Here is a 20618-nt window from a genome sequence, read left to right as displayed (position 1 = left end):
AAATTTTAATAAAAGTTAACAATTCTCCATTTATTTATAAAATTCATTCAATGACTGTTTTATGGCTTAAACTACCTTTACGATGGGTACTAATAGTTCCCTTTATTGTACAACTTTTTACAACCGTTGGGCTGGTTGGGTGGATGTCCTTTCGTTCCAGCCAAGCTTCTGTAGAAGATGTTGTGAATCAAATGCACCGGGAAACTTCAGATCGAATTGAACAAAAATTGAATGAATTTTTAGAAGTTCCCCATCTAATTAATCAACTTAATTTAGATGCGATTAATAACGGTTATATTGATATTAATAATCCCCAACAGTTGTACCATCACTTTTGGCTACAAGTACAACGGTTTAAAACAATCAATTTTGTATTTTTTGCGAGTGAAAAAAATGAATTTATCGGAAGTGGGAGATTTCATCAATCTCCTTTACTGATGATGAAAGCAGGTAAATCTACCCAAGGGGGGATTCAATTTTTTGAATTAGATGGTCAAGGAAAACCTAAAAAATTAGTTCGAGAAACGCCTAATTTTCCCATTCGTCAACGACCTTGGTACAAAGCAGCCATCACCAGTAACCATTCGATTTGGAGCTCGATTTTTACTTATCATGCTTATCCCGAAATCGCCTTATCTGCCAGTGTAATTGTGAAGGATAAACAAGGCAAAATTTTAGGCGTATTAGCAAGTAACGTATTTTTAAATCAATTGAGTGACTTTCTGAAAGATTTAAAAGTTAATAAATCTGGGCAGACTTTTATGATTGACCGTCAAGGATTAATTGTGGCAAGTTCCACCTTACCTCGACCTTTTTTAATTGATCAAAATGGCAAAACTCAACGAATTCAAGCTCTGAATAGCGCCGATCCTCTTTTACAAGCTTCCTGTGAATATTTGCTAAAAACATTTGACAATTTTAAAAGGATTAATGCGGGATATCACTCTAGTTTTATTTATCAAAAAGAACGACAATTTATCCAAGTTATTCCTTACTCAGATCAACGCGGACTAGATTGGTTAATTATTTTGGTCGTTCCCGAATCTAACTTTATGGAACGAATTCAAAAAAATAACTATCAAACTATTTTTCTATGCTTTTTCGCCTTATTTATGGCTCTAATTTTCGGTTTTTTAACAACACGATGGATTATGAAACCGATTTTAGAATTAAATCAAGCCGCTCAAAAAATAGCCCAAGGGGAATTAGAACAAATTCAACAAGAAATTCACTCTCCAGGAATTTATGAGTTAGAAGTGTTATCCCAATCTTTTAATCAAATGGTATCTCAACTCAAAGATTCCTTTGAAACCCTGGAAGTTAAGGTCGAAGAACGAACAACGGAACTCAAACAAGCTAAAGAATCGGCGGAATTAGCCAACCGTGCTAAAAGTATATTTTTAGCCAATATGAGTCATGAATTAAGAACACCCTTACACGCCATTTTAGGCTTTACCCAATTAATGCTGCGTCAGTCCGAGGCTGAGTCTAAACAATTAGAAAATTTAGAAATTATTAATCGTTCTGGCGAACATTTACTCAAGTTAATTAATGAAATTTTAGACTTAACCAAAATTGAATCAGGAAGAACAGTTTTAAACTTAAGTTCTTTTGATCTCTACGCTTGCTTAACGTCCTTAAAGCAACTGTTTGAATTAAAAGCCAAATCTAAAGGAATAGATCTGATTTTTGAATGGGATACAACCTTGCCTCAATATATTCAATCGGATGAAGGAAAACTTCGTCAAGTTTTAATTAATTTATTAGGAAACGCGATTAAATTTACATCCGAAGGACAAGTTATATTAAGAGTAAAAATTCAACCTCCTTTAGAACCAAACATTTTAGTGTTTGACTCTTCTTTTTGGGAGCAAAATGAATCCGAACAAACTTATTTATATTTTGAAATTGAAGATACTGGCCCTGGGATAGCACCGGAGGAACTCACTCAATTATTTGAAGCCTTTATCCAAACCGAAACGGGAAAAAAATCCCAACAAGGAACCGGATTAGGATTAACGATTAGTCAAAAATTTATTCGCTTGATGGGGGGAGAAATTCAAGTAGAAAGTAAGCTCAATCAAGGAACCTTATTTCGGTTTTATATTCATATTTATCCCGTTCATTTTTTGAATTTAAAACCCTTAATTTCTACTAAACAGGTGATCGGAATCGAACCCAATCAACCCAATTATCGAATTTTAATTGTGGATGATCATCTAACAAATCGACAACTGTTACTTCACTTATTATCGCCTTTAGGGTTTGATCTGCGTGAAGCTCAAAATGGTCAAGAAGCTCTAGGAATTTGGAATCATTGGCAACCCCATTTAATCTTCATGGATATGCGAATGCCTGTGATGGATGGTTATGAAGCCACCAAACAAATTAAATCCCATTTAAAAGGTGAAGCAACAGTAATTATTGCCTTAACAGGAAGCGTTTTTGAAGAAGAACGGACTGTTGTTTTATCCGCAGGGTGCGATGATTTCGTCAGAAAACCTTGTCGAGAAGAACAACTTTTAGAAACCATTGGTCACCATTTAGGGGTACGGTACTTATATGCTCCTGAAATTGACTGTTCCGAGTCAGGTCTCAAAATCGACCCTCCTATTTTAACTCCCGATGCTTTGAAAATTATGTCTTCCGACTGGTTAATAGCCCTGCGCTACGGTGCAGCCGCCGCCGATGGAGAGCAGATTTTACAACTCCTGCAACAAATTCCCCCATCCCATCGCCATATTGCTCAGTCTCTCATGGTGCTGGTGAATAATTTTTCGTTTGATCAGATAATAGATTTAGCGCAAACAGCAACCCAGCAATGAATTATTCTTTCCATCGATCTTTTAAAGCAGATATTTTAATCGTAGATGACACCCTAGAAAATCTACGGCTTTTATCTACGACTTTAATGCAGCTAGGATATAAAGTTCGCGGGGTGATGACCGGACAAATGGCAATTATGGCAGTGCAAACCCTACCGCCGGATTTAATTCTCCTGGATATTAAAATGTCGGATATGGATGGGTATACGATTTGTCAACATCTCAAAAGCAATGAGCTATCTCGTGATATTCCGGTGATTTTTTTAAGTGCTCTCAATGAAGTCATTGATAAAGTTAGAGCCTTTGAAGTCGGGGGAGCCGATTATATTACTAAACCTTTTCAATTTGAAGAAGTGATTGCTCGGATTGAAAATCAAATGGCGTTACAAATGGCGAAGGCAGAAATTCGGCAATTGAATGAAGAATTAGAACAACGAGTTCAAGAACGGACTCAAGAATTAGAATCGGCAAATTTGCAATTAAAAACCTTAAACCAACGGTTAGAACAAGAGATAACAGAACATCAAAAAACTCAAAAACGATTACTGCACATGGCTTCCCATGATGCGCTCACCAGTTTACCCAACCGGGTGTTATTTATGAATCGATTGATTCAAGCTTTACAACGAACCCAACAAGAACCCAATTATCAATTTGCGGTGTTATTTTTAGATTGCGATCGCTTTAAAGTGGTCAATGATTCTTTAGGACATTTTGCCGGAGATCGGTTATTAATTGCGATCGCACGTCGTCTTAAAACCCATTTAACCCCTACAGATATGTTGGCTCGATTTGGGGGAGATGAATTCACAATTTTATTAGAAAATATTCAGGGTTCCGAGGATGCCAGCCGTTTAGCTCAAAAAATTCAAACCTCCATGAGTTGGCCGTTTCAATTTGATGATCAAGAATTATTTATTAATGCCAGTATTGGCATTGTTGTCGGGGATCAAACCTATGAACAGCCCGAACATTTGTTAAGAGATGCAGATATTGCCATGTATCAAGCTAAAGCTTTGGGAAAAGCTCGGTATCAAATTTTTGATACTCAAATGCACTATCACGCCCAACAACGCTTAGAATTAGAAACCGATTTAAGACGGGCTTTACATCGTGAAGAATTTCTCTTATATTATCAACCCATTATTTCCTTAACAACGGGCAGAATTAATGGATTTGAAGCTTTAATCCGGTGGTATCATCCCCAAAAAGGGTTAGTTTCTCCGGGGGAATTTATTCCAGCAGCCGAAGAAACCGGATTAATTATTCCCATTGGGTTATGGGTGTTAAAAGAAGCTTGTCAACAGTTAAAAACGTGGCAAGATCAAGGTTTATTTAAAGATAAAATTAAAATGAGTGTTAATCTCTCTGTTAAACAATTTTCTCAAGTTAATTTAATTCAAAATATTGATAAAATTCTTTTAAGGACTCAGTTAAATAGCAGTTATTTAAAATTAGAAATCACCGAAAGTGCGATTATGGATCATCCTGAATCAGCAACGGAACTTTTACAACAACTCCGAGACCGAGATATTCAGTTAAGTATTGATGATTTTGGAACCGGATATTCATCCCTGAGTTATTTACATCGGTTTCCCCTGCATAATTTAAAAATTGATCGCTCCTTTATTAAGCGAATTACTGAAACTCGCCAAAATTTAGAAATTATTCATGCGATTATTACCCTGGCTCATCATTTGAATATGACAATTACCGCCGAAGGGGTAGAAACTGAAGAACAGTTATCCTTACTGAAAAATCTAGGATGTGAAGAAGGACAAGGTTATTATTTTTCTCCGCCAGTAGATGCTAATGCTGCTCAAGCCTTACTCCAGGATAATCCCCATTGGTAATAGAGATAAATGAATTCGTTAAAATTCATTGATTTTTTGGCAATTTTTTTAAACTTAATGTTAGTCTAGGCTATAGGTAACTGTGTAATTCATACTGCGGGAAACTACCTTGACGAGAGTGTCTATACCGTATTTATGGGAAAATCAAACCGGGGGAGATTTAGGTTTAGAGTCTACCCTAGAAGATTTACCGTTGTATGATTTTCAAGTGGTTTTGGGGTGTTCTGTTCGAGATCTAGTTCAACACTTTGAACGACATCCCTTACTTCCGGGTGTGATTATTGTAGATCCAAAAGAAAATGACACTTCAGAATTTTTGGGGATGATTTCTCGGCGAGGTCTTTTGGAATTTTTTTTACGTCCCAAGGGGTTAGAATTGTTTCTGGATCAATCCCTGGATGTGGTTTATAGCTATATCCGAACTCCGGTATTAGTGTTACCTGCACAGACTTCTATTTTAACCGCAACTCAACAATCTTTGAAACGCTCCGCACCGGGATATGCAGACCCAATTGTTGTACAGGGAAATTGGCTTGCTTCTGCGGATTATCCTTGGATGGTGCCCTATCGTCTTTTAAATAGTCATGAACTGAATTTAGCTTATTGGCAAATTCGAGGAATTGAAACCCAAGTTCGTTATGAACGTACCCAAGTTCAATTATTACAAAGTGAAAAAATGGCAAGTTTAGGGCGATTAGTGGATGGGGTCGCCCATGAAATTTTAGATCCCGTTGGATTTATTTGGGGAAATTTAACCCATTTAATTACCTATAGTGATAGTTTAATTGAGCTTTTGGATGCTTATGCAACACATTATCCTCAACCTGTTGTTGCTATTGAAGCGTTGAAAGAAGAGATTGAATTTGATTTTTTACGCCAAGATTTTCCCCGACTTTTATCTAGTATTAAAAGTGGAACCGAACGACTCAGTAAATTAGCCACCAGTTTACAAAACTTTTGCCATATTGATGAAATACATCCCAAACCTGCGGATATACATAGCCATTTAGATAGTATTTTACTCTTGATGAAAAGTCGGATTAATCGGGATATTAAAATTATTAAAAACTATGGTCATTTGCCTCCAATTACCTGTTATATTGGACAATTAAACCAAGTATTTATTAATGTTTTGATTCATGGATTTGATTCTCTTCTCAATCAAGCCATTAAACAAGATTGGGTGGATGAATATGGAAATACTCAAGGAATTGAGCCTTCTGAGCTTCCCCAAATTATAATTACCACTGGAATGATTAATTTAGATTCATCCTCGACGGATCAGGTTAATGCCCCTGAACGTTGGGTTTCAATTTGCATTGCTGATAATAGCCCCGGACTTTCTGCTGAAGAACAACAAAAGATATTAGACTCCTTTTCTAATCCCAAACGCCCTCAAAAAGAAACCAGTTTATCCTTGAGTTATCATATTGTCACCGCTAAACATGGCGGACAGTTAAAATTGCGATCGCAACCGGGAATCGGGACAGAATTCGAGATTTTATTACCCTTTATTTAGTCATTAGCCTGGGGGTGAAGAAGGGATTGTTCGGGTCTGTGGTATAAAAGTAAAGGAAACGCATTGCATTAAGGCTCTTACTGTGCCCAATCGAACTCTGATTCTGTCCGTTGCCGTCACCCTTAGTTTGTGGAATGTCGCTCAACCCGTGATGGGACAAGCGTTAGTTCCCTATACCCCCCCCATAGACTCAGAACAACTTGAACAAACCGGATTAGGATTGCTGGAAGAAGCGGCTCAGTTAACACGATTTCAACAATATCAATTAGCTGTACCCAGGGCTGAACTCGCCACGCAATTGATCCCGGAAAATTATCAAGCTTGGGCGTTATTAGGCAGTTTATATCTGCAATTGGAAGAACTCGATAAAGGAATTGAGTTACTGCAAAAAGCCAGTAACTTAGCCCCCAAGGAAGCCGGGGTTCAGTTTATTTTAGGAGAAGCTTACTTTAAAAAAGGAGACTATCAAAAATCAATTCAATCCCTAGAAACGGCTTTGAAACTTGACCCCAATGTTCCAGGGGCGTTATTTGATTTAGGAAATGCTTATTATAAATTGGGGCGATTTGAGCAGGCAATTTTGCAATATGAGAAAGCCTTTGCTCAAGAAAAAAATCTTTGGCCAGCGATTAATAATGTCGGCTTAGTCAAGTATGAACAGGGAGAAATCGACATCGCCATTGCTAAATGGCGACAAGCTATTAGCGTTGATCCCAAAGCCGCAGAACCCATGTTAGCTTTAGCCGTTGCTCTGTATAAACAAGGTAAAACCGAAGAAGCTTTATCTCTGGGAGAAGCCGCTTTACGTCTCGATAGCCGTTATGCTAATTTTGACTATCTCAAAGAAAATCTTTGGGGCGATCGCTTATTAAACGACACCCAAAAATTCTTAGCCACACCTCAAATGCAAAAAACCTTAACTCAAGTTAAAGACACTCAACCTCAGTCTCCCTAGTTTTCCCTAGAATGCAAGGAAGGGGTAGGCAGTGGAAAAAAAGGTGAGTCTAGTTTATCCTATCCTCATTTATTTCCCAGTTCCCCTGTTGCAGCCTCCTCCTCTGGTGGTAGTAAAGATTTGATTTTATCGACAAACTTTTGATGATCAATAACAGGTTTAGAGATATAGTCATCTGCCCCACTTTGAGCTAGAAAATCTTCACGATCTCCGGCCATGGCGTGGGCTGTTACTAAGATAATGGGAAGTGCCGCTGTTTCGGGGTCAGCTTTCAACAATTGTGTAATTTTAATTCCATCAACTGCTTTACCTTGATAGACACTGCGTGCTAGGGAAACATCCATTAAAATTAAGTCTGCTTCCCGAGTTCGAGCGATTTGCATCACTTCTTCCACATTTTCCGTATGTTTAACGGCTAATCCTCCCCGTTTTGTCAAGATTTTTGAAAAAACACGAGCATTAACTTGATCGTCTTCTACAATTAGAACGGTCTTCATCTTTCTTCCTCCTTAGAGAATTCCAAATTACCTGCGCTCAGATTAGGGGTAAGAGAAAAAGGGGGGCAAAGTTTATACTGGATTGTTGTTCCCATCTTTTTTATCAATAGGGTTGCATTATTTGTGGCTAACTTGATCTCCGAAATCATTCACCTTGTTGATATTCAACACCCGTGATTTCAGGATTTTCAAGTTTTTGCAAGTCTAATCGAACCAACTCTTGAGCCATACTTTTAATCAAAGTTAATCGAATTAATTTATTTACCCAAGTGATTATTGTTTGAACTCATTTAAGATCAGCGTAAAAGGGTACCTCCTCAATATTGCTGCTTGGCCAGAGCTTAATCATTTCCCCGCGATCAAGGAAGGGCTGGGACTTCAGGATCGTTTACTTAAGTTTTCCACCCGATAAACTCTCCCGTACCGAGGTGCTATCATACCATGCCCTTTCAACGGGTTGACAAGAGTAGCGAGATAGAAAAAGCCAAAGGCTTGAAGGATCATCGCTTTTGTTCAACTGTTTTCCAGGGGAAGTTGACAGCAGATTCGGTATGAGTCTGATCTTAGGGTAAAAGACTTTTCCCTTAAAAAACACCGAGAAAATGCTGAATTTTGTTGAGAAACCAGCCTGAACTTTAAGCAAAATGGCTCTAAAATCCCCAATTATCCGTAAAATTACTGAGATTGTAGATCCTTAGCATCCGTCTCTCCTTCTGTACAAGGCTTTAACGGTTTATCGGCAAAAACATCGGCAAAAATCTGTATGTGTAAAACTTGAAAGCTATAGCTTATAATCAATACATAGGGTTTTAGAAAACGGCAAAATGTCTAGTTTCACCGAATTTAGCGAATCGGTTAGTTTGATGGAACCCATGCTCCCATCGGTAGGGAATCAGTTGTTGGACGATTTAGCAACTGAGTTGATTGCTGTCAGCAGGGCACTTAACGCACAGGTAACTCCCAATGTTGCCTTAAGTCTGGGAGAGCTTGTCCGTTCCATGAATTGCTATTACAGCAATTTGATTGAGGGGCACAACACACATCCTAGAGATATAGACCGAGCTTTAGCAAATGACTTTTCCAATGAGCCGAAAAAACGCTCTCTACAACTGGAAGCTAAAGCTCATATCGAAGTTCAACGGATGATTGATAACCGGGAAGAAAAAGATTTTGCAGTAGTCACAACTGATTACTTAATCTGGATTCATCGTGAGTTTTGTCAACGACTTTCTTCTGAGTTGCTCTACGTTGAAGACCCCCAAGGCAACAAACGGGTTGAAGTCAAACCCGGAGAATTACGGACTGGGGATGTCAGTGTTGGTTATCACGTTCCCATTAGTGCTCCAGCAATTCCACGTTTTTTACGGCGTTTTGAAGAAGCCTATAATCCCATACGTTTATCTTTAATTCAGCAAGTCATTGCTGTGGCTGCTTCTCATCATCGGCTGCTGTGGATTCATCCTTTCTTTGATGGTAATGGTCGAGTGACACGGCTGTTTTCTCATGCTTTCTTAAGGCAAATTGGGGTAGGCAGTAGTTTGTGGTCTGTCTCTCGTGGTTTAGCCAGAAATGCTAATTTATATCGAGATTTATTGATGGCAGCCGACAAGCAACGGTGGAACGATTTAGACGGTCGTGGAAATTTAACGGCGGCTGGTTTGCAGAAGTTTTGTCAGTTCTTTTTAGAAACTTGTATCGACCAAGTGACATTCATGCAGTCACTACTAGAACCCTCCCAACTCTTAAATCGTATTGAACTCTATGTTGAGGAGGAAATTCGAGCCGGACGGTTACTTAAAGGTTCTTTTCCTTTACTGAAGGAAGCCCTGTATTCTGGTTCTTTTGAGCGGGGTCAAGCTGCTACAATCACAGGTTACAAAGAGCGACAAGCTAGAACAGTGCTCAAGAAATTAGTTGAGGTGGGTCTTTTAGTTTCAGATACTCCCAAGGGTGCTGTCCGCTTAGGATTTCCTACTGATGTTGTCGAGCGCTACTTTCCCAAACTCTATGTTCCAACTGTTTAAGGTCGCAACATCCGAAAAGCGCTAAGGACAAATCTACTCCTGCTATAACCATCCATTAGAACGGCAGAACTTATCACTGCTATACAAAACTTGATTGACTCCTCAAATTGATCGCAATTCGTTATCCTCAAAACAGCAAGGAGATTGGTAGACCCTTGTTAGATCATGATGATGGAAACACCCTGTCACGACATAATCCATAATCTAAGATCAGAACCCTATCGCTGTAGACTCACCTAAACTCATGGCTAAACAGTTAAACCTCTTTTCTGGGAAAGTAATCGCGACATCGCTTCATACGGAGATGCAACAGTCGTACCTCGAATACGCCATGAGTGTGATCGTTGGACGGGCGTTGCCAGATGTCCGGGATGGGTTGAAACCGGTTCATCGTCGGATTATGTACGCGATGCACGAGTTAGGGTTAACGCCAGACCGACCTTACCGTAAATGCGCGCGGGTGGTGGGGGATGTGTTGGGGAAATATCATCCCCACGGCGATCAATCAGTTTATGATGCTTTGGTGCGACTGGTTCAGGAGTTTTCTAGTCGTTATCCGTTGTTAGCGGGTCATGGCAATTTCGGGTCTGTGGATAATGACCCCCCCGCCGCCATGCGTTACACCGAAACCCGTCTGGCTGCTATTGGTCATGAAGGGTTATTGTCCCAAGTCGGGGAAGCAACGGTTAATTTTATTAGTAATTTTGATAATTCTCAACAGGAACCGACGGTTTTACCTGCCCAACTTCCGTTTTTATTGTTAAATGGATCGTCGGGAATTGCAGTGGGGATGGCGACGAATATTCCGCCTCATAATTTGGGGGAAGTTGTTGATGGATTAATTGCTTTAATTGATCATCCTGAATTATCGGATCAACAATTAATGGAATTGATTCCGGCTCCTGATTTTCCCACTGGGGGGGAAATTATCACCACAGAGGGCATTGCTGAAGCTTATAGCCAAGGAAAAGGCAGTATTGTGGTGAGGGGTGTTGCCAAAGTTGAAGAGGTTCCGACCGCCCAAAAACGCCGGACTAAGACCGCCATTGTGGTGACAGAATTGCCGTTTCAAGTGAATAAAGCCAGTTGGATTGAGAAAATTGCTGGCTTGGTTAATGCGGGAAAATTAGACGGGATTTCGGATATTCGAGATGAAAGCGATCGCGAAGGAATTCGGGTTGTAATTGAATTAAAACGAGAAGCGACCCCCGAAGTGGTTTTACATCATCTTTATCAACAAACGGAATTAATGACGAAATTCGGGGCGATTTTTTTGGCAATTGTGAATGGACAACCGAGACAATTAAGTTTAAAACAAATTCTGCAAGAATTCCTGACGTTTCGGGAACAAACCTTAACTCGTCAATATCGTCATGAATTAGAAGTTGCCGAACGCAGATGTCATTTAGTGGAAGGGTTATTAATTGCCTTAGAAAATTTAGATAATGTGATTGAAATTCTGAGGAATGCGCCCGATGGTTCTACAGCAAAATTAACCTTAGAAAATCAATTAGGATTTAGTGATGATCAATCTGATGCGATTTTATCCATGCCCATGCGTCGATTAACGGGGTTGGAAAGGCAAAAACTACAAGATGAATTTACCCAATTAACCGCTCAAATTCAACAGTTACAACGGTTATTAAATGAACGTCCTGAATTGTTGAAATCCTTGAAAAAAGAATTGCGATCGCTCAAGCGAAAATATGGTGATCAACGACGAACTCGGATTATTTCTCCCAAGGGTCAGGTGACTCTTGAATCTGAGGATAAAACCTCTAAAAAATCCCCAGAAAAAGTTTTAGAACTTTCAGCATCTCCCGATTTATTACAACCCTTACCTCCCCTTGATGAAGAAACTGTTGTAGAAGTCACTCATCGGGGTTATATTCGGCGAGTGTCCCCGAAAACCAACGATTCTAAACGCAATCACAGTGAAAGTGCGACGGCTATTAATATTGAAGAAACGGATGATTTTACTACCCAAATCTATAATACTCGCACCCGTCAAAATCTAGTGATGATTATGCGAACCGGAAAAGCCTATCCCTTGAGTGTGGCGGATATTCCGATGGGTTCTAATCGTTCTAAAGGCAAACCGATTATTACGTTATTATCTCCTTCCGCTTCTAAGGATACATCTGTTAATCCCCAAGACTTAATTATCGCTGAATTTTTATTATCGGCGTTTCCCGATAAAACGGATTTAATTACCTTAACTCAACAAGGAAGAATTAAACGTTTACCCTTAACGGAATTAACCGAATTAACTAATCGAGGCAGCACTATTGTTAAACTAAAAGAAGATGATGAACTCTGTTTTGCTACTCTTTCCAAACCTGATGAAAAAGTGGTATTAGCAACATCTGGAGGACGACTGTTACGGTTTGATATTAATGATGAACAACTCCCCCCGATGGGGAAAGCCGCCCAAGGTTCTCAAGCCACCCGGTTACGGCAAAAAGAACATTTAATCGGGTGTGTTACTTTATCACCCAAAGGCAGTTTATTATTAGTCACAGAACAAGGTTATATTAAACGTATTTCGATGGAACACATTCGCAGTAGTAACCGAGGCGGAATTGGAATTTCCATGCTCAATTTTAAATCCCCCAATGATACCTTAGTGGGAATTGCACCTGCTAAACCCCATAAACAGGTTCATCTTTTAACCAGTGAAAATCGCATTGTTCATATTCCCACCGATGAAATTCATCTCTCACCCAAAGATAGTACAGGAGATCGCCTTTTTAAACTCAAACCCGACGAAAAAATTATCTCCATCAAACCGTAGGGTGCGTAAGCACAGCGCACGCACCAAAAATTATCTCCATCAAACCGTAGGGTGCGTAAGCACAGCGCACGCACCAAAAATTATCTCCATCAAACCGTAGGGTGCGTAAGCACAGCGCACGCACCAACAGATCATCAGCTAAAAAAGGCAGGTTTAAAACAGTTAAAGGTTTATTCCCTAAATTGAGAAGAACCTGCCCAGACATAAAAGTAGGTTAAATTAAAATGGCAGAAGTTATTTTAGATAATATTTATAAAAGTTTCCCCACTCGTCGTCAAACCGTCTCCGAGGAAACAAAATCATCAGAACTTCAAGAGTCAACCCCAACCCGTCAAGCGGTTTTAAAACGAGTTTATCTGCAAATATTCGATGGCGAATTTATGGTTTTAGTCGGGCCATCCGGTTGTGGAAAAAGTACCTTATTACGATTAATTGCAGGATTAGAAACCATTACCGGAGGTAATATTTATATTGGGAATACCTTAGTCAATGAATTACCCCCGAAAGCCCGTGATATTGCTATGGTCTTTCAAAACTATGCGTTATATCCTCATTTAAAAGTCTATGATAACTTGGCTTTTGGCCTGCGTCGTTCTGATCGAGAAACCGAACCTAAACAACCTTTAATTATTCAAAAAACAACCTCTGTAACTTCTTCCCATCCACAATTATCCGTTACCGTAGGAGACTATCAAATCTTTGCTCCATTGTGGTTAGAAGATATAATCGTTAGAATAACGCGATCGCTTCCTGCTAAATTTCGCTATATTTCAGAACGAGAAAAAGCCGTATCCGAAAGAGTCTTAACCGTTGCCAAATTATTACAAATTGAATCGTTATTAGATCGATATCCCAAACAATTATCTGGGGGACAAAAACAACGGGTTGCATTAGGTCGAGCTATGGCTAGAAATCCTCAAGTATTCTTAATGGATGAACCCTTATCTAATTTAGATGCAAAATTAAGAACGGAAACCCGCGCCCAAATTGTAGAATTACAAAAAAAATTAGGTACAACAACTATTTATGTCACCCATGATCAAGTAGAAGCCATGACAATGGGTTCTCGAATTGCTGTTATGAACCAAGGACGAATTCAACAAGTTGCCCCCCCTTTAGAACTCTATAATCGTCCGGCTAATCGTTTTGTGGCGGAGTTTATTGGCTCTCCCCCCATGAATTTTATTCCCGTTGAATTCACTGCACCCTTATTAATTACCCATCCTCAATTCCGTTTAACCTTACCCGATATTTGGGAACCCGTTTTATCTCGCTATAATAACCAAAAATTACTCTTAGGAATTAGGCCGGAACATTTAATCGTTAGTTGTCCCGCCACTAAAAATTTACCCGTCATTGTTGATCGCTTAGAAGCATTAGGCCATGAAACATTATTATGGGTACATTTATTAGGAGAAAACAACCTAAATTCTTCCTTACAAGTAAGAATCCCAGCCGAAACTCAACTTATACCCGGTGAAAAAATTTGGTTAACCATAACACCTGAAAAAATCCATTTATTCGATCCAAAAACCGACTTAGCTATTGTTCCTGGTTCCTACTAACCTCTTTCTCCCTGTATCTCATTATTCATAGTCTTTTTTCTAGTACAAGCAAGAAAAATAGAAAAAATTGAGTCGGTATGGCCAACGGTCTTGACAATCAGACTGTTGTTGTTATAGAGTTGTATTTAATTTAACTCGTTTTTTTAGAGCCAGATATATTTTAGCATTTTTTGGGGTTCATGTATCAACACCAAACTGTGCAAACATCAAAATGATTATTTGCAGTTCAATCAGGGAGGTTGAATCCTTGCAAATCACTATCGCTGATCCAAACAAATCAGCCCTCCTGTCTTTCAAATTTAATTAAAAATCACCCTTAGCCAAACTGACTCTCGTGTTAGAAGCCTTTGTTTTTGCAACAATATTGTGCGGGTTTTTCGGAATTATCTTAAAACGAAACCTGCTGATGAAGATCATCGCAATGGACATCATGAGTACGGGTGTAATTGCCTACTATGTACTGATTGCATCACGAGGCGGTTTATTAACCCCGATTTTTTCCGATGTCCGAAATGGCACTTATTCTGATCCTGTTCCCCAAGCTGTTATTTTAACCGCTATTGTTATCGGTCTTTCAATTCAAGCGTTAATGTTAGTTGGCGCGATGAAATTGGCACGAGATAATCCTACTTTGGAAACCAACGAGATCGAGAAAAATAACACCCCATGATTACCCCTACCATTGTTTGGATTGCGTTACCTTTTTTGGCTGGATTTACAATTTATCTAGTTCCCAAACTAGATAAATTTTTTACGTTATTTGTAGCTTTAATTTCCATCGCTTATGGCTTATATCATTGTGTTAATTCCTCTCCCCTAGCCCTCCAGTTACTTGATAACTTCGGTGTTTCCTTACTAATCGATTCCCTAAGTGGTTATTTTATCTTAACCAATGGGTTAGTCACCGCCGCCGTTATTCTCTACTGTTGGCACACGAATAAAAGCACGTTTTTCTACACTCAAGCGATTATTTTACATGGCAGTGTTAATGCCACTTTTGTTTGTGCTGATTTGATCAGTTTATATGTGGCATTAGAGGTGATTAGTATTGCCACTTTTCTGCTGATTTCTTATCCGCGATCGGATCGATCAATTTGGGTGGGGTTGCGCTATTTATTTGTTAGTAACGTCGCCATGCTGTTTTATTTGATTGGGGCGGTGTTAGTGTATCAAACCCATCATTCCTTTGCCTTTAAAGGGTTACAGGGAGTTCCACCGGAAGCAGTGGCTTTAATTCTTCTGGGATTATTAGTTAAAGGAGGTATTTTTGTATCGGGGTTGTGGTTGCCCTTAACCCACTCGGAATCAGAAAGCCCTGTATCGGCGTTAATGTCAGGGGTGGTGGTGAAAGCGGGAGTGTTCCCGATGGTGCGGATCGCTCTAACGGTGGGTGAACTTGACCCGATTATCCGTATCTTTGGGGTCGGAACTGCGTTGCTGGGGGTGTTCTATGCCATGTTTGAAAAGGATACGAAGCGGATGCTGGCGTTTCACACCATATCCCAATTAGGGTTTGTACTCGCAGCACCGGAAGTAGGGGGGTTTTACGCCCTCACTCATGGGTTAGTTAAATCTGCTTTATTTCTAATTTCCGGGGTTTTACCGAGTCGGAGTTTTAAAGAATTGCATCACACCCCGATCAATACTCGTTTGTGGGTAGCACTGGCGATCGCAAGTTTCTCAATATCCGGTTTTCCCCTATTGTCCGGTTTTGGGGCGAAGGTATTAACGATGAAAAATCTGTTACCTTGGCAAGTAATCGGCATGAATCTTGCTGCATTGGGAACCGCGATCTCCTTTGCCAAATTTATCTTTTTACCGCGTGGGGGAGAAGATAAAATCCAGCCCGGTTTTTGGCCCGGTTTGATTTTGTTATTGGCGGGGTTGGTAGTAGCAAATATAGCTTATTACGACGCTTATACGATTGCTAATATTATCAAACCTCTGGCAACGATTTTCCTAGGATGGTTCGTTTATTGGTTTGTGATTCAAAAAATATCCCTCAAACTTCCCCGGATGCTTGAACAAATTGATCATTTGATGGGGGTGATGAGTGTGATGTTAATCCTATTATTTTGGATGGTATTGGCATGATTGGATATCTGAATCTAATATTACGATTAACCATTTGGTTTCTGTTAACAGCAAATTTCACTGTCACCAATATTATTATTGGAGTAGCGATCGCTTTTTTAATACCCGGACTCAAAAAAACACCCACCGCATTAAAAGATTGGATGGGGGTTTTGGGGAAAATTGTGGTCGCAATTCCTCAAGCTTATTTGGAGGCGATCGAAATGATTTTTCGTCCCCATAACGAGGAAGAGATTATCAGGGAACGGGTTAAACCGCAACGGACACCCGGACTGATCTTTTTAGATATTTTTCTAATTACCTTTACCCCAAAAACTATTGTGTTGAAATATCACGAAAACGGATGGTATGCCGTTCATCGGGTGCAACGGAGGAAACTGCCATGAACTGGGTTGTGATTGCCATGATTATCGCGTTGTTAATTCCCCTTTATGAAGCCTGTTGGCAAGAAGATGATGTCTGGGAAAAGATGTTAGCCTTTGCCAGTATCGCCACCAAGAGTTCGATGATGATTCTCGTTGTCTCTGTTTTGCGAGATGATTGGATGATTGGAATTGCCGGAGTGATCATTCTCACCGTTGGCAATGCCGGATTTATGTTACTTGCTCAACTTCTAAAAAGGATAAAATACCGATGATTGATATCTTAAGTTATGGGTTAATGGCTGTCGGTCTGGTGTTCTGGTTTTGGGGAACCTTACCGTTATTGGGTTTGCGATCAGTGTTATTTAAACTCCATACGCTGACTGTCGCCGATACCCTGGGCTCAATGCTGATTATCCTGGGGTTGTTGGTGAAAATTCCCAGAGAATGGCCGTTGCTGATTTTGGCCCTGATTTCTCTGATGCTATGGAATACGATGCTGGGTTATGTGTTGGCTTATTGTTCCAGTAATGAGGAGGAATCATGAACGATAACTATGTTGTTGTGATCGCGTCTTTGTTACCCTTAGCCGCGACGATGTTAGTGTTTGAGGAGAACCCTTATCATGCTTTGGTGGTGCGGGGGATTTTGGGGGCGATCGCAGCCTTACTTTACACCGTTTTAGGAGCGCCGGACGTCGCTTTAACCGAAGCATTAGTGGGGACAATGTTGGCTATTACCCTGTATGCGGTGGCGGTGCGTTCCTCCTTGGTTGTGCGTTTGGGGGTGTTGGAAGATTTGGAAAAAGAAGCCAAAGAAGGGAAATTTAGCCAACTATTAGAACAGTTTAGAAAAGTGTTTAACAAATATCATCTGCGTTTGGAGTTAGTAACCTATCCCGATGAAAAAGCGTTAAAACAAGCGTTGATGGATAAAGAAGTTCATGCGGTTTGTATGAATGATGATCAACCGCAATCTTATCACACCTTAACCCGAATTCAACGGCTTTATCAGGTGATGCAAACTCAATTGTCCTTGTTAGAGACTCGTTTAACTTATTTTAATTTATCAAAATCAGGGGAGGAACAGTAATGAAATGGGTTTATATTTTAGCGGTGATTGCCATTTATATTAAGTTTTTAGTGATGCCGAATCCCGTTGGAGATTTACCAAGTTTGACAATTGTAGAATCGATTATTAAAGATAGTGGAATTCCTAATGCGGTAACGGCTATTATTTTAAGAAATCGGCTTTACGATACAATTTTTGAAGTCATCGTTTTTACAATCTCAATTATGGGGGTTTATTTTCTTTTAAAAACTGATCAACCTGCCCCTAAAATCTATCAGTTTACCGATGAAGCTTCAATTGTTTTAGCGCGTTTAGGAGCAACAATTAGCGCGTTAGTTGGGGTTGAATTAGCAATTCGGGGTCATCTCAGTCCAGGGGGCGGTTTTGCAGCAGGAGTGGCGGGGGGAACTGCGATCGGTTTAGTAGCAATTACCTCTTCTCCTGAGTGGATGCAAAAGATTTATAAACGGTATTTAGCCGCAGATTGGGAGAAGATTTCGGTGTTAACTTTTATTGTATTATCGGTGGTTACTTTAGCAGGATTCGAGTTACCACACGGAGAGTTAGGAGGGCTTTTTAGTGGGGGTGCTATTCCATTATTAAATATTTTAGTAGCAATTAAAGTCGCGTTAGGATCATGGGCGGCGATTTTATTGTTTATTCGGTATCGAGGTTTATTGTAATTAATGAAAAACCAACATTTTGAAGTTTCATAAATGGCGATCGTAGGGGCGAGGTTTTCTCGCCCTTACATTGATGAGTAAAAAAAGTGGACTGGCTAGAGGCGGTTTTAGAGGTGAGCGAGGGAGGACGATCGCACTACTTTACCAACGCCCAAAAAATTTTTTGAAAATTTGCGTAATTTTGTTCGCAGGTTGCAATAGGTCAGTAGAACTGATCATGAGGGATTCTGACCATGCGTTACAAAAATATTGGCCCTGGTGAGGACGGTTACGATAACGACGACCACGACTATGATTACGACCGCGACGTTCAGGATAGTTACGATGATTACCGAGAACAAAATGCCTTAGATCGAGAATTAGAACGAGATTCAGAACGGGAGATGTGGGAGGGAAACGAATCAGATTCGGACTGATAGGAGCATCACCCCTCGGTTTTAGAGAGCAGATTTCAGCAACATAGCTCGACTAACCAGGGGGTAGAAGGAACCGGAACATTAAAAAAGATGAAAGTCCCGTAATTTCACGGATTTACAAAACATTATGTGAGGTATAAACTTCTATTATATCGATCAAAAAATGGTGGATGCGATCGCCCTAATTCAGCCTAATTTTTGAGTATCTATTTTTTGGATCACCCCAATTTCATCAGAGTATCGCTGTCAAAGCTGTTTTGATTGTCTCAATTAGAACTGACAGAAATTTTAAGCAGAAGATTACAGGTCAAATCATGTCCGATTAAATCAAGCATGATTTTGTAGGGGCGGGTTCTGCAAGCTACCTGAAACTTCTCAACAATCTCACTAAACCCGCCCTATTCTATTCCTATTACTTGATTGCTCCTTGATAAAAATTAGGACAAATTACTTATGGCACGTCTTAAATATTCCTTAGAACCCGGTGGAGAAAAAAGGTTGGTAATTACTCATTCTTGGTTTTTCAAAAATATAAAAATTCGGGTTGATGGTGAAGAAATTGGGAAAATTGCCAAGTTAAAACTTGATCAAAAAGAATATTTTTTCATCTTGAATGATGGTTGTAAATTGGAAATAAGATTAGTAAAAGTTCATAATTTCCCCCCTATTGTACAGTTAGAAGTTTTGCTAAACAATCAACCTGTTCCTGGTTCACCAACTGATCCTCATCAACAAGTTTTAGAGGCTTGCAAAGCAATTGACTTATTAATTAAAATCAATTTATTAATTATTGCTTGGTTATTTTTTATTGTTTATATTGCGATAAGGAGAACGGACGTTGAAGAATTCGTATTAACAATACTTTCAATATTGATCATATTGTTTTTTGGTGTAATAATTACCTTTTTTATTAATTCTAAAATTAAGAAACTGTCTAAAACTGCTTTAAAAATAATGATATTTCTTTGTATTGTTTCTATTTTAGATCGTAACTTATTTAGTTTCTGGGTTTTGTATAAAATATTTCCGGCTCTTGGCGCAATAGATAAACTGAAACAAGCCGGTTTTACAGAATACAAAAAACCTAATTCTGCTCAATCAAACTCTAAAACCCGTAAAACACCAAAAGTTAAACCGAGTCAATATGAATCTACTTCTCGATCCGTCGAGACTTCACCATCAAACGAAAGTTCCATCAAAAATCATAATTTTGGGAAGGAAAATCCAAATTTTAATAAATCTAATAATAATGTATATGTTGAAGATATTGAATTTGATATTTCTGTAGAAAATAATGCCGAAGATTTAATCAGTGAAGCGATTATCAACCGGATGAAAAAACTTAATTTGCCAGGGTATCAACTTTATGAAACCGCTAAACTTCAATCGAATTGTGAACAATATTATCAAGCTGGAGAAGCTTATGATCACAGTTATGATTCCTTTTGGGGAGATGGCATTTTTGCCGGACAATATGATCGGCATTTCTTTGAACAACTGGGAATTTCTGCTAAAAATGGAGGTGCAGAACAAGCCCAAGAAAGTGCTAAAAGAATTATGGCTCACGCCAGAGAGTCCTTAATGATTAGTTGTCAATGTTATGTGCAAGCCTTGAGTTTAAATCCCGATCATTATTGGGCTAACTTAAAATTAGCAACAGCCCTAACCGCCGCCCTGCAAATTAATGCTTCCTTAAGCTATTGGAAACAAGCTTTAAAACTAAATGAAAGCGATACTTCCCGCGCCCTTTTTGCCGACTCAATGGGGTTTGATTATCGCTCCATTGCAGCGAAAGAAGTCATCTACCGTTTAGGTTTAGGAGGTTCATCTCAAAATTTATCCCCCAACTTTATCCAAAAACAACAACTCGCTCGAAAACTATTGCGGAGTAATGCGTATTTGATCCAAAAAATTCCAGAGTTAAGTAGGGGGTAAAACATGAATTAAACATAATCCGAAG

Annotated in this window: 17 protein-coding genes and 1 pseudogene; 16 read left to right on the top strand and 2 right to left on the bottom strand. The window is 39.4% G+C overall.

Annotated features, from left to right (window positions below; all coding sequences use genetic code 11):
- Nucleotides 1-50: 50 nt before the first annotated feature.
- From IQ236_RS14745 to IQ236_RS14730, 4 genes are all read left to right on the top strand, one after another.
- Nucleotides 51-2825: a response regulator gene (locus IQ236_RS14745; RefSeq protein ID WP_193869937.1), complete on the top strand. Its 2775-nt coding sequence runs from the start codon at nucleotides 51-53 to the stop codon at nucleotides 2823-2825.
- Complete coding sequence (locus IQ236_RS14740; protein ID WP_193869936.1) at nucleotides 2822-4678, top strand: two-component system response regulator; 1857 nt, start codon at nucleotides 2822-2824, stop codon at nucleotides 4676-4678. Before IQ236_RS14745 ends, IQ236_RS14740 begins: the two co-directional genes overlap by 4 nt.
- Nucleotides 4679-4796: 118 nt before the next feature.
- On the top strand, nucleotides 4797-6197 hold the full coding sequence (locus IQ236_RS14735; protein WP_322744180.1) for an ATP-binding protein: 1401 nt from the start codon (nucleotides 4797-4799) through the stop codon (nucleotides 6195-6197).
- Nucleotides 6198-6279: 82 nt separating this feature from the next.
- Nucleotides 6280-7152 carry a tetratricopeptide repeat protein gene (locus IQ236_RS14730; protein ID WP_322744179.1) on the top strand — a complete coding sequence of 291 codons (873 nt, stop codon included), beginning with the start codon at nucleotides 6280-6282 and terminating at the stop codon, nucleotides 7150-7152.
- A 65-nt stretch (nucleotides 7153-7217) separates the two neighbouring features.
- On the opposite strand, the gene IQ236_RS14725 is transcribed toward IQ236_RS14730, so the two are convergent.
- Both IQ236_RS14725 and IQ236_RS14720 read right to left on the bottom strand, forming a co-directional pair.
- Nucleotides 7218-7649 carry a response regulator gene (locus IQ236_RS14725; RefSeq protein ID WP_193869935.1) on the bottom strand — a complete coding sequence of 144 codons (432 nt, stop codon included), beginning with the start codon at nucleotides 7647-7649 and terminating at the stop codon, nucleotides 7218-7220.
- Nucleotides 7650-7797: 148 nt separating this feature from the next.
- Nucleotides 7798-7935, bottom strand: a pseudogene (locus IQ236_RS14720) (RRXRR domain-containing protein); the annotation flags it as partial.
- A 538-nt stretch (nucleotides 7936-8473) separates the two neighbouring features.
- On the opposite strand from IQ236_RS14720, the gene IQ236_RS14715 reads away from it, so the two are divergent.
- From IQ236_RS14715 to IQ236_RS14660, 12 genes are all read left to right on the top strand, one after another.
- Entirely contained in the window at nucleotides 8474-9673 is a 1200-nt protein-coding gene (locus tag IQ236_RS14715; RefSeq protein ID WP_228041650.1) for a Fic family protein, read from the top strand.
- A 244-nt stretch (nucleotides 9674-9917) separates the two neighbouring features.
- Nucleotides 9918-12467, top strand: a complete 2550-nt coding sequence (gene gyrA / locus IQ236_RS14710; protein WP_193869934.1) for a DNA gyrase subunit A — start codon at nucleotides 9918-9920, stop codon at nucleotides 12465-12467.
- A 224-nt stretch (nucleotides 12468-12691) separates the two neighbouring features.
- Nucleotides 12692-14032 (top strand): ABC transporter ATP-binding protein, encoded by a 1341-nt coding sequence (locus tag IQ236_RS14705; RefSeq protein WP_193869933.1) that lies wholly within the window; start codon nucleotides 12692-12694, stop codon nucleotides 14030-14032.
- Between the two features lie 334 nt (nucleotides 14033-14366).
- The gene (locus IQ236_RS14700; RefSeq protein ID WP_190517641.1) at nucleotides 14367-14702 is read left to right on the top strand and encodes a cation:proton antiporter subunit C; all 336 of its coding nucleotides are present in this window, start codon (nucleotides 14367-14369) and stop codon (nucleotides 14700-14702) included.
- Nucleotides 14699-16126, top strand: coding sequence for a cation:proton antiporter (locus IQ236_RS14695; RefSeq protein ID WP_193869932.1), 1428 nt, complete (start codon nucleotides 14699-14701; stop codon nucleotides 16124-16126). The genes IQ236_RS14700 and IQ236_RS14695 overlap by 4 nt, the downstream gene beginning before the upstream one ends.
- Nucleotides 16123-16512, top strand: a complete 390-nt coding sequence (locus IQ236_RS14690) for a Na+/H+ antiporter subunit E (protein WP_193869931.1) — start codon at nucleotides 16123-16125, stop codon at nucleotides 16510-16512. Before IQ236_RS14695 ends, IQ236_RS14690 begins: the two co-directional genes overlap by 4 nt.
- Nucleotides 16509-16763 carry a hypothetical protein gene (locus IQ236_RS14685; protein ID WP_193869930.1) on the top strand — a complete coding sequence of 85 codons (255 nt, stop codon included), beginning with the start codon at nucleotides 16509-16511 and terminating at the stop codon, nucleotides 16761-16763. Before IQ236_RS14690 ends, IQ236_RS14685 begins: the two co-directional genes overlap by 4 nt.
- Nucleotides 16760-17035 (top strand): monovalent cation/H(+) antiporter subunit G, encoded by a 276-nt coding sequence (locus tag IQ236_RS14680; RefSeq protein ID WP_193869929.1) that lies wholly within the window; start codon nucleotides 16760-16762, stop codon nucleotides 17033-17035. The genes IQ236_RS14685 and IQ236_RS14680 overlap by 4 nt, the downstream gene beginning before the upstream one ends.
- Complete coding sequence (locus IQ236_RS14675) at nucleotides 17032-17580, top strand: DUF4040 domain-containing protein (protein ID WP_193869928.1); 549 nt, start codon at nucleotides 17032-17034, stop codon at nucleotides 17578-17580. The genes IQ236_RS14680 and IQ236_RS14675 overlap by 4 nt, the downstream gene beginning before the upstream one ends.
- On the top strand, nucleotides 17580-18242 hold the full coding sequence (locus tag IQ236_RS14670) for a Na(+)/H(+) antiporter subunit B (RefSeq protein WP_193869927.1): 663 nt from the start codon (nucleotides 17580-17582) through the stop codon (nucleotides 18240-18242). Before IQ236_RS14675 ends, IQ236_RS14670 begins: the two co-directional genes overlap by 1 nt.
- Nucleotides 18243-18475: 233 nt before the next feature.
- Nucleotides 18476-18658: a hypothetical protein gene (locus IQ236_RS14665; protein ID WP_193869926.1), complete on the top strand. Its 183-nt coding sequence runs from the start codon at nucleotides 18476-18478 to the stop codon at nucleotides 18656-18658.
- A 453-nt stretch (nucleotides 18659-19111) separates the two neighbouring features.
- Nucleotides 19112-20593: a hypothetical protein gene (locus IQ236_RS14660; RefSeq protein WP_193869925.1), complete on the top strand. Its 1482-nt coding sequence runs from the start codon at nucleotides 19112-19114 to the stop codon at nucleotides 20591-20593.
- Nucleotides 20594-20618: the final 25 nt, after the last annotated feature.

It is taken from the genome of Planktothrix mougeotii LEGE 06226 (assembly GCF_015207485.1).
Classification (GTDB): Bacteria; Cyanobacteriota; Cyanobacteriia; order Cyanobacteriales; family Microcoleaceae; genus Planktothrix.
The sequence above is the reverse complement of the archived record's forward strand: the minus strand, read 5'-3'. Positions and strand labels throughout refer to the sequence as shown.

Bases quoted from the DNA above. Each gene is read 5' to 3' on its own strand.
- IQ236_RS14675 (WP_193869928.1), top strand. From the start codon at position 17,032: ATGAACGATAACTATGTTGTTGTGATCGCGTCTTTGTTACCCTTAGCC.
- IQ236_RS14745 (WP_193869937.1), top strand. From the start codon at position 51: ATGACTGTTTTATGGCTTAAACTACCTTTACGATGGGTACTAATAGTT.
- gyrA (WP_193869934.1), top strand. From the start codon at position 9,918: ATGGCTAAACAGTTAAACCTCTTTTCTGGGAAAGTAATCGCGACATCG.
- IQ236_RS14670 (WP_193869927.1), top strand. From the start codon at position 17,580: ATGAAATGGGTTTATATTTTAGCGGTGATTGCCATTTATATTAAGTTT.
- IQ236_RS14705 (WP_193869933.1), top strand. From the start codon at position 12,692: ATGGCAGAAGTTATTTTAGATAATATTTATAAAAGTTTCCCCACTCGT.
- IQ236_RS14685 (WP_193869930.1), top strand. From the start codon at position 16,509: ATGAACTGGGTTGTGATTGCCATGATTATCGCGTTGTTAATTCCCCTT.
- IQ236_RS14715 (WP_228041650.1), top strand. From the start codon at position 8,474: ATGTCTAGTTTCACCGAATTTAGCGAATCGGTTAGTTTGATGGAACCC.
- IQ236_RS14680 (WP_193869929.1), top strand. From the start codon at position 16,760: ATGATTGATATCTTAAGTTATGGGTTAATGGCTGTCGGTCTGGTGTTC.
- IQ236_RS14725 (WP_193869935.1), bottom strand. From the start codon at position 7,649: ATGAAGACCGTTCTAATTGTAGAAGACGATCAAGTTAATGCTCGTGTT.
- IQ236_RS14660 (WP_193869925.1), top strand. From the start codon at position 19,112: ATGGCACGTCTTAAATATTCCTTAGAACCCGGTGGAGAAAAAAGGTTG.
- IQ236_RS14665 (WP_193869926.1), top strand. From the start codon at position 18,476: ATGCGTTACAAAAATATTGGCCCTGGTGAGGACGGTTACGATAACGAC.
- IQ236_RS14740 (WP_193869936.1), top strand. From the start codon at position 2,822: ATGAATTATTCTTTCCATCGATCTTTTAAAGCAGATATTTTAATCGTA.
- IQ236_RS14690 (WP_193869931.1), top strand. From the start codon at position 16,123: ATGATTGGATATCTGAATCTAATATTACGATTAACCATTTGGTTTCTG.
- IQ236_RS14695 (WP_193869932.1), top strand. From the start codon at position 14,699: ATGATTACCCCTACCATTGTTTGGATTGCGTTACCTTTTTTGGCTGGA.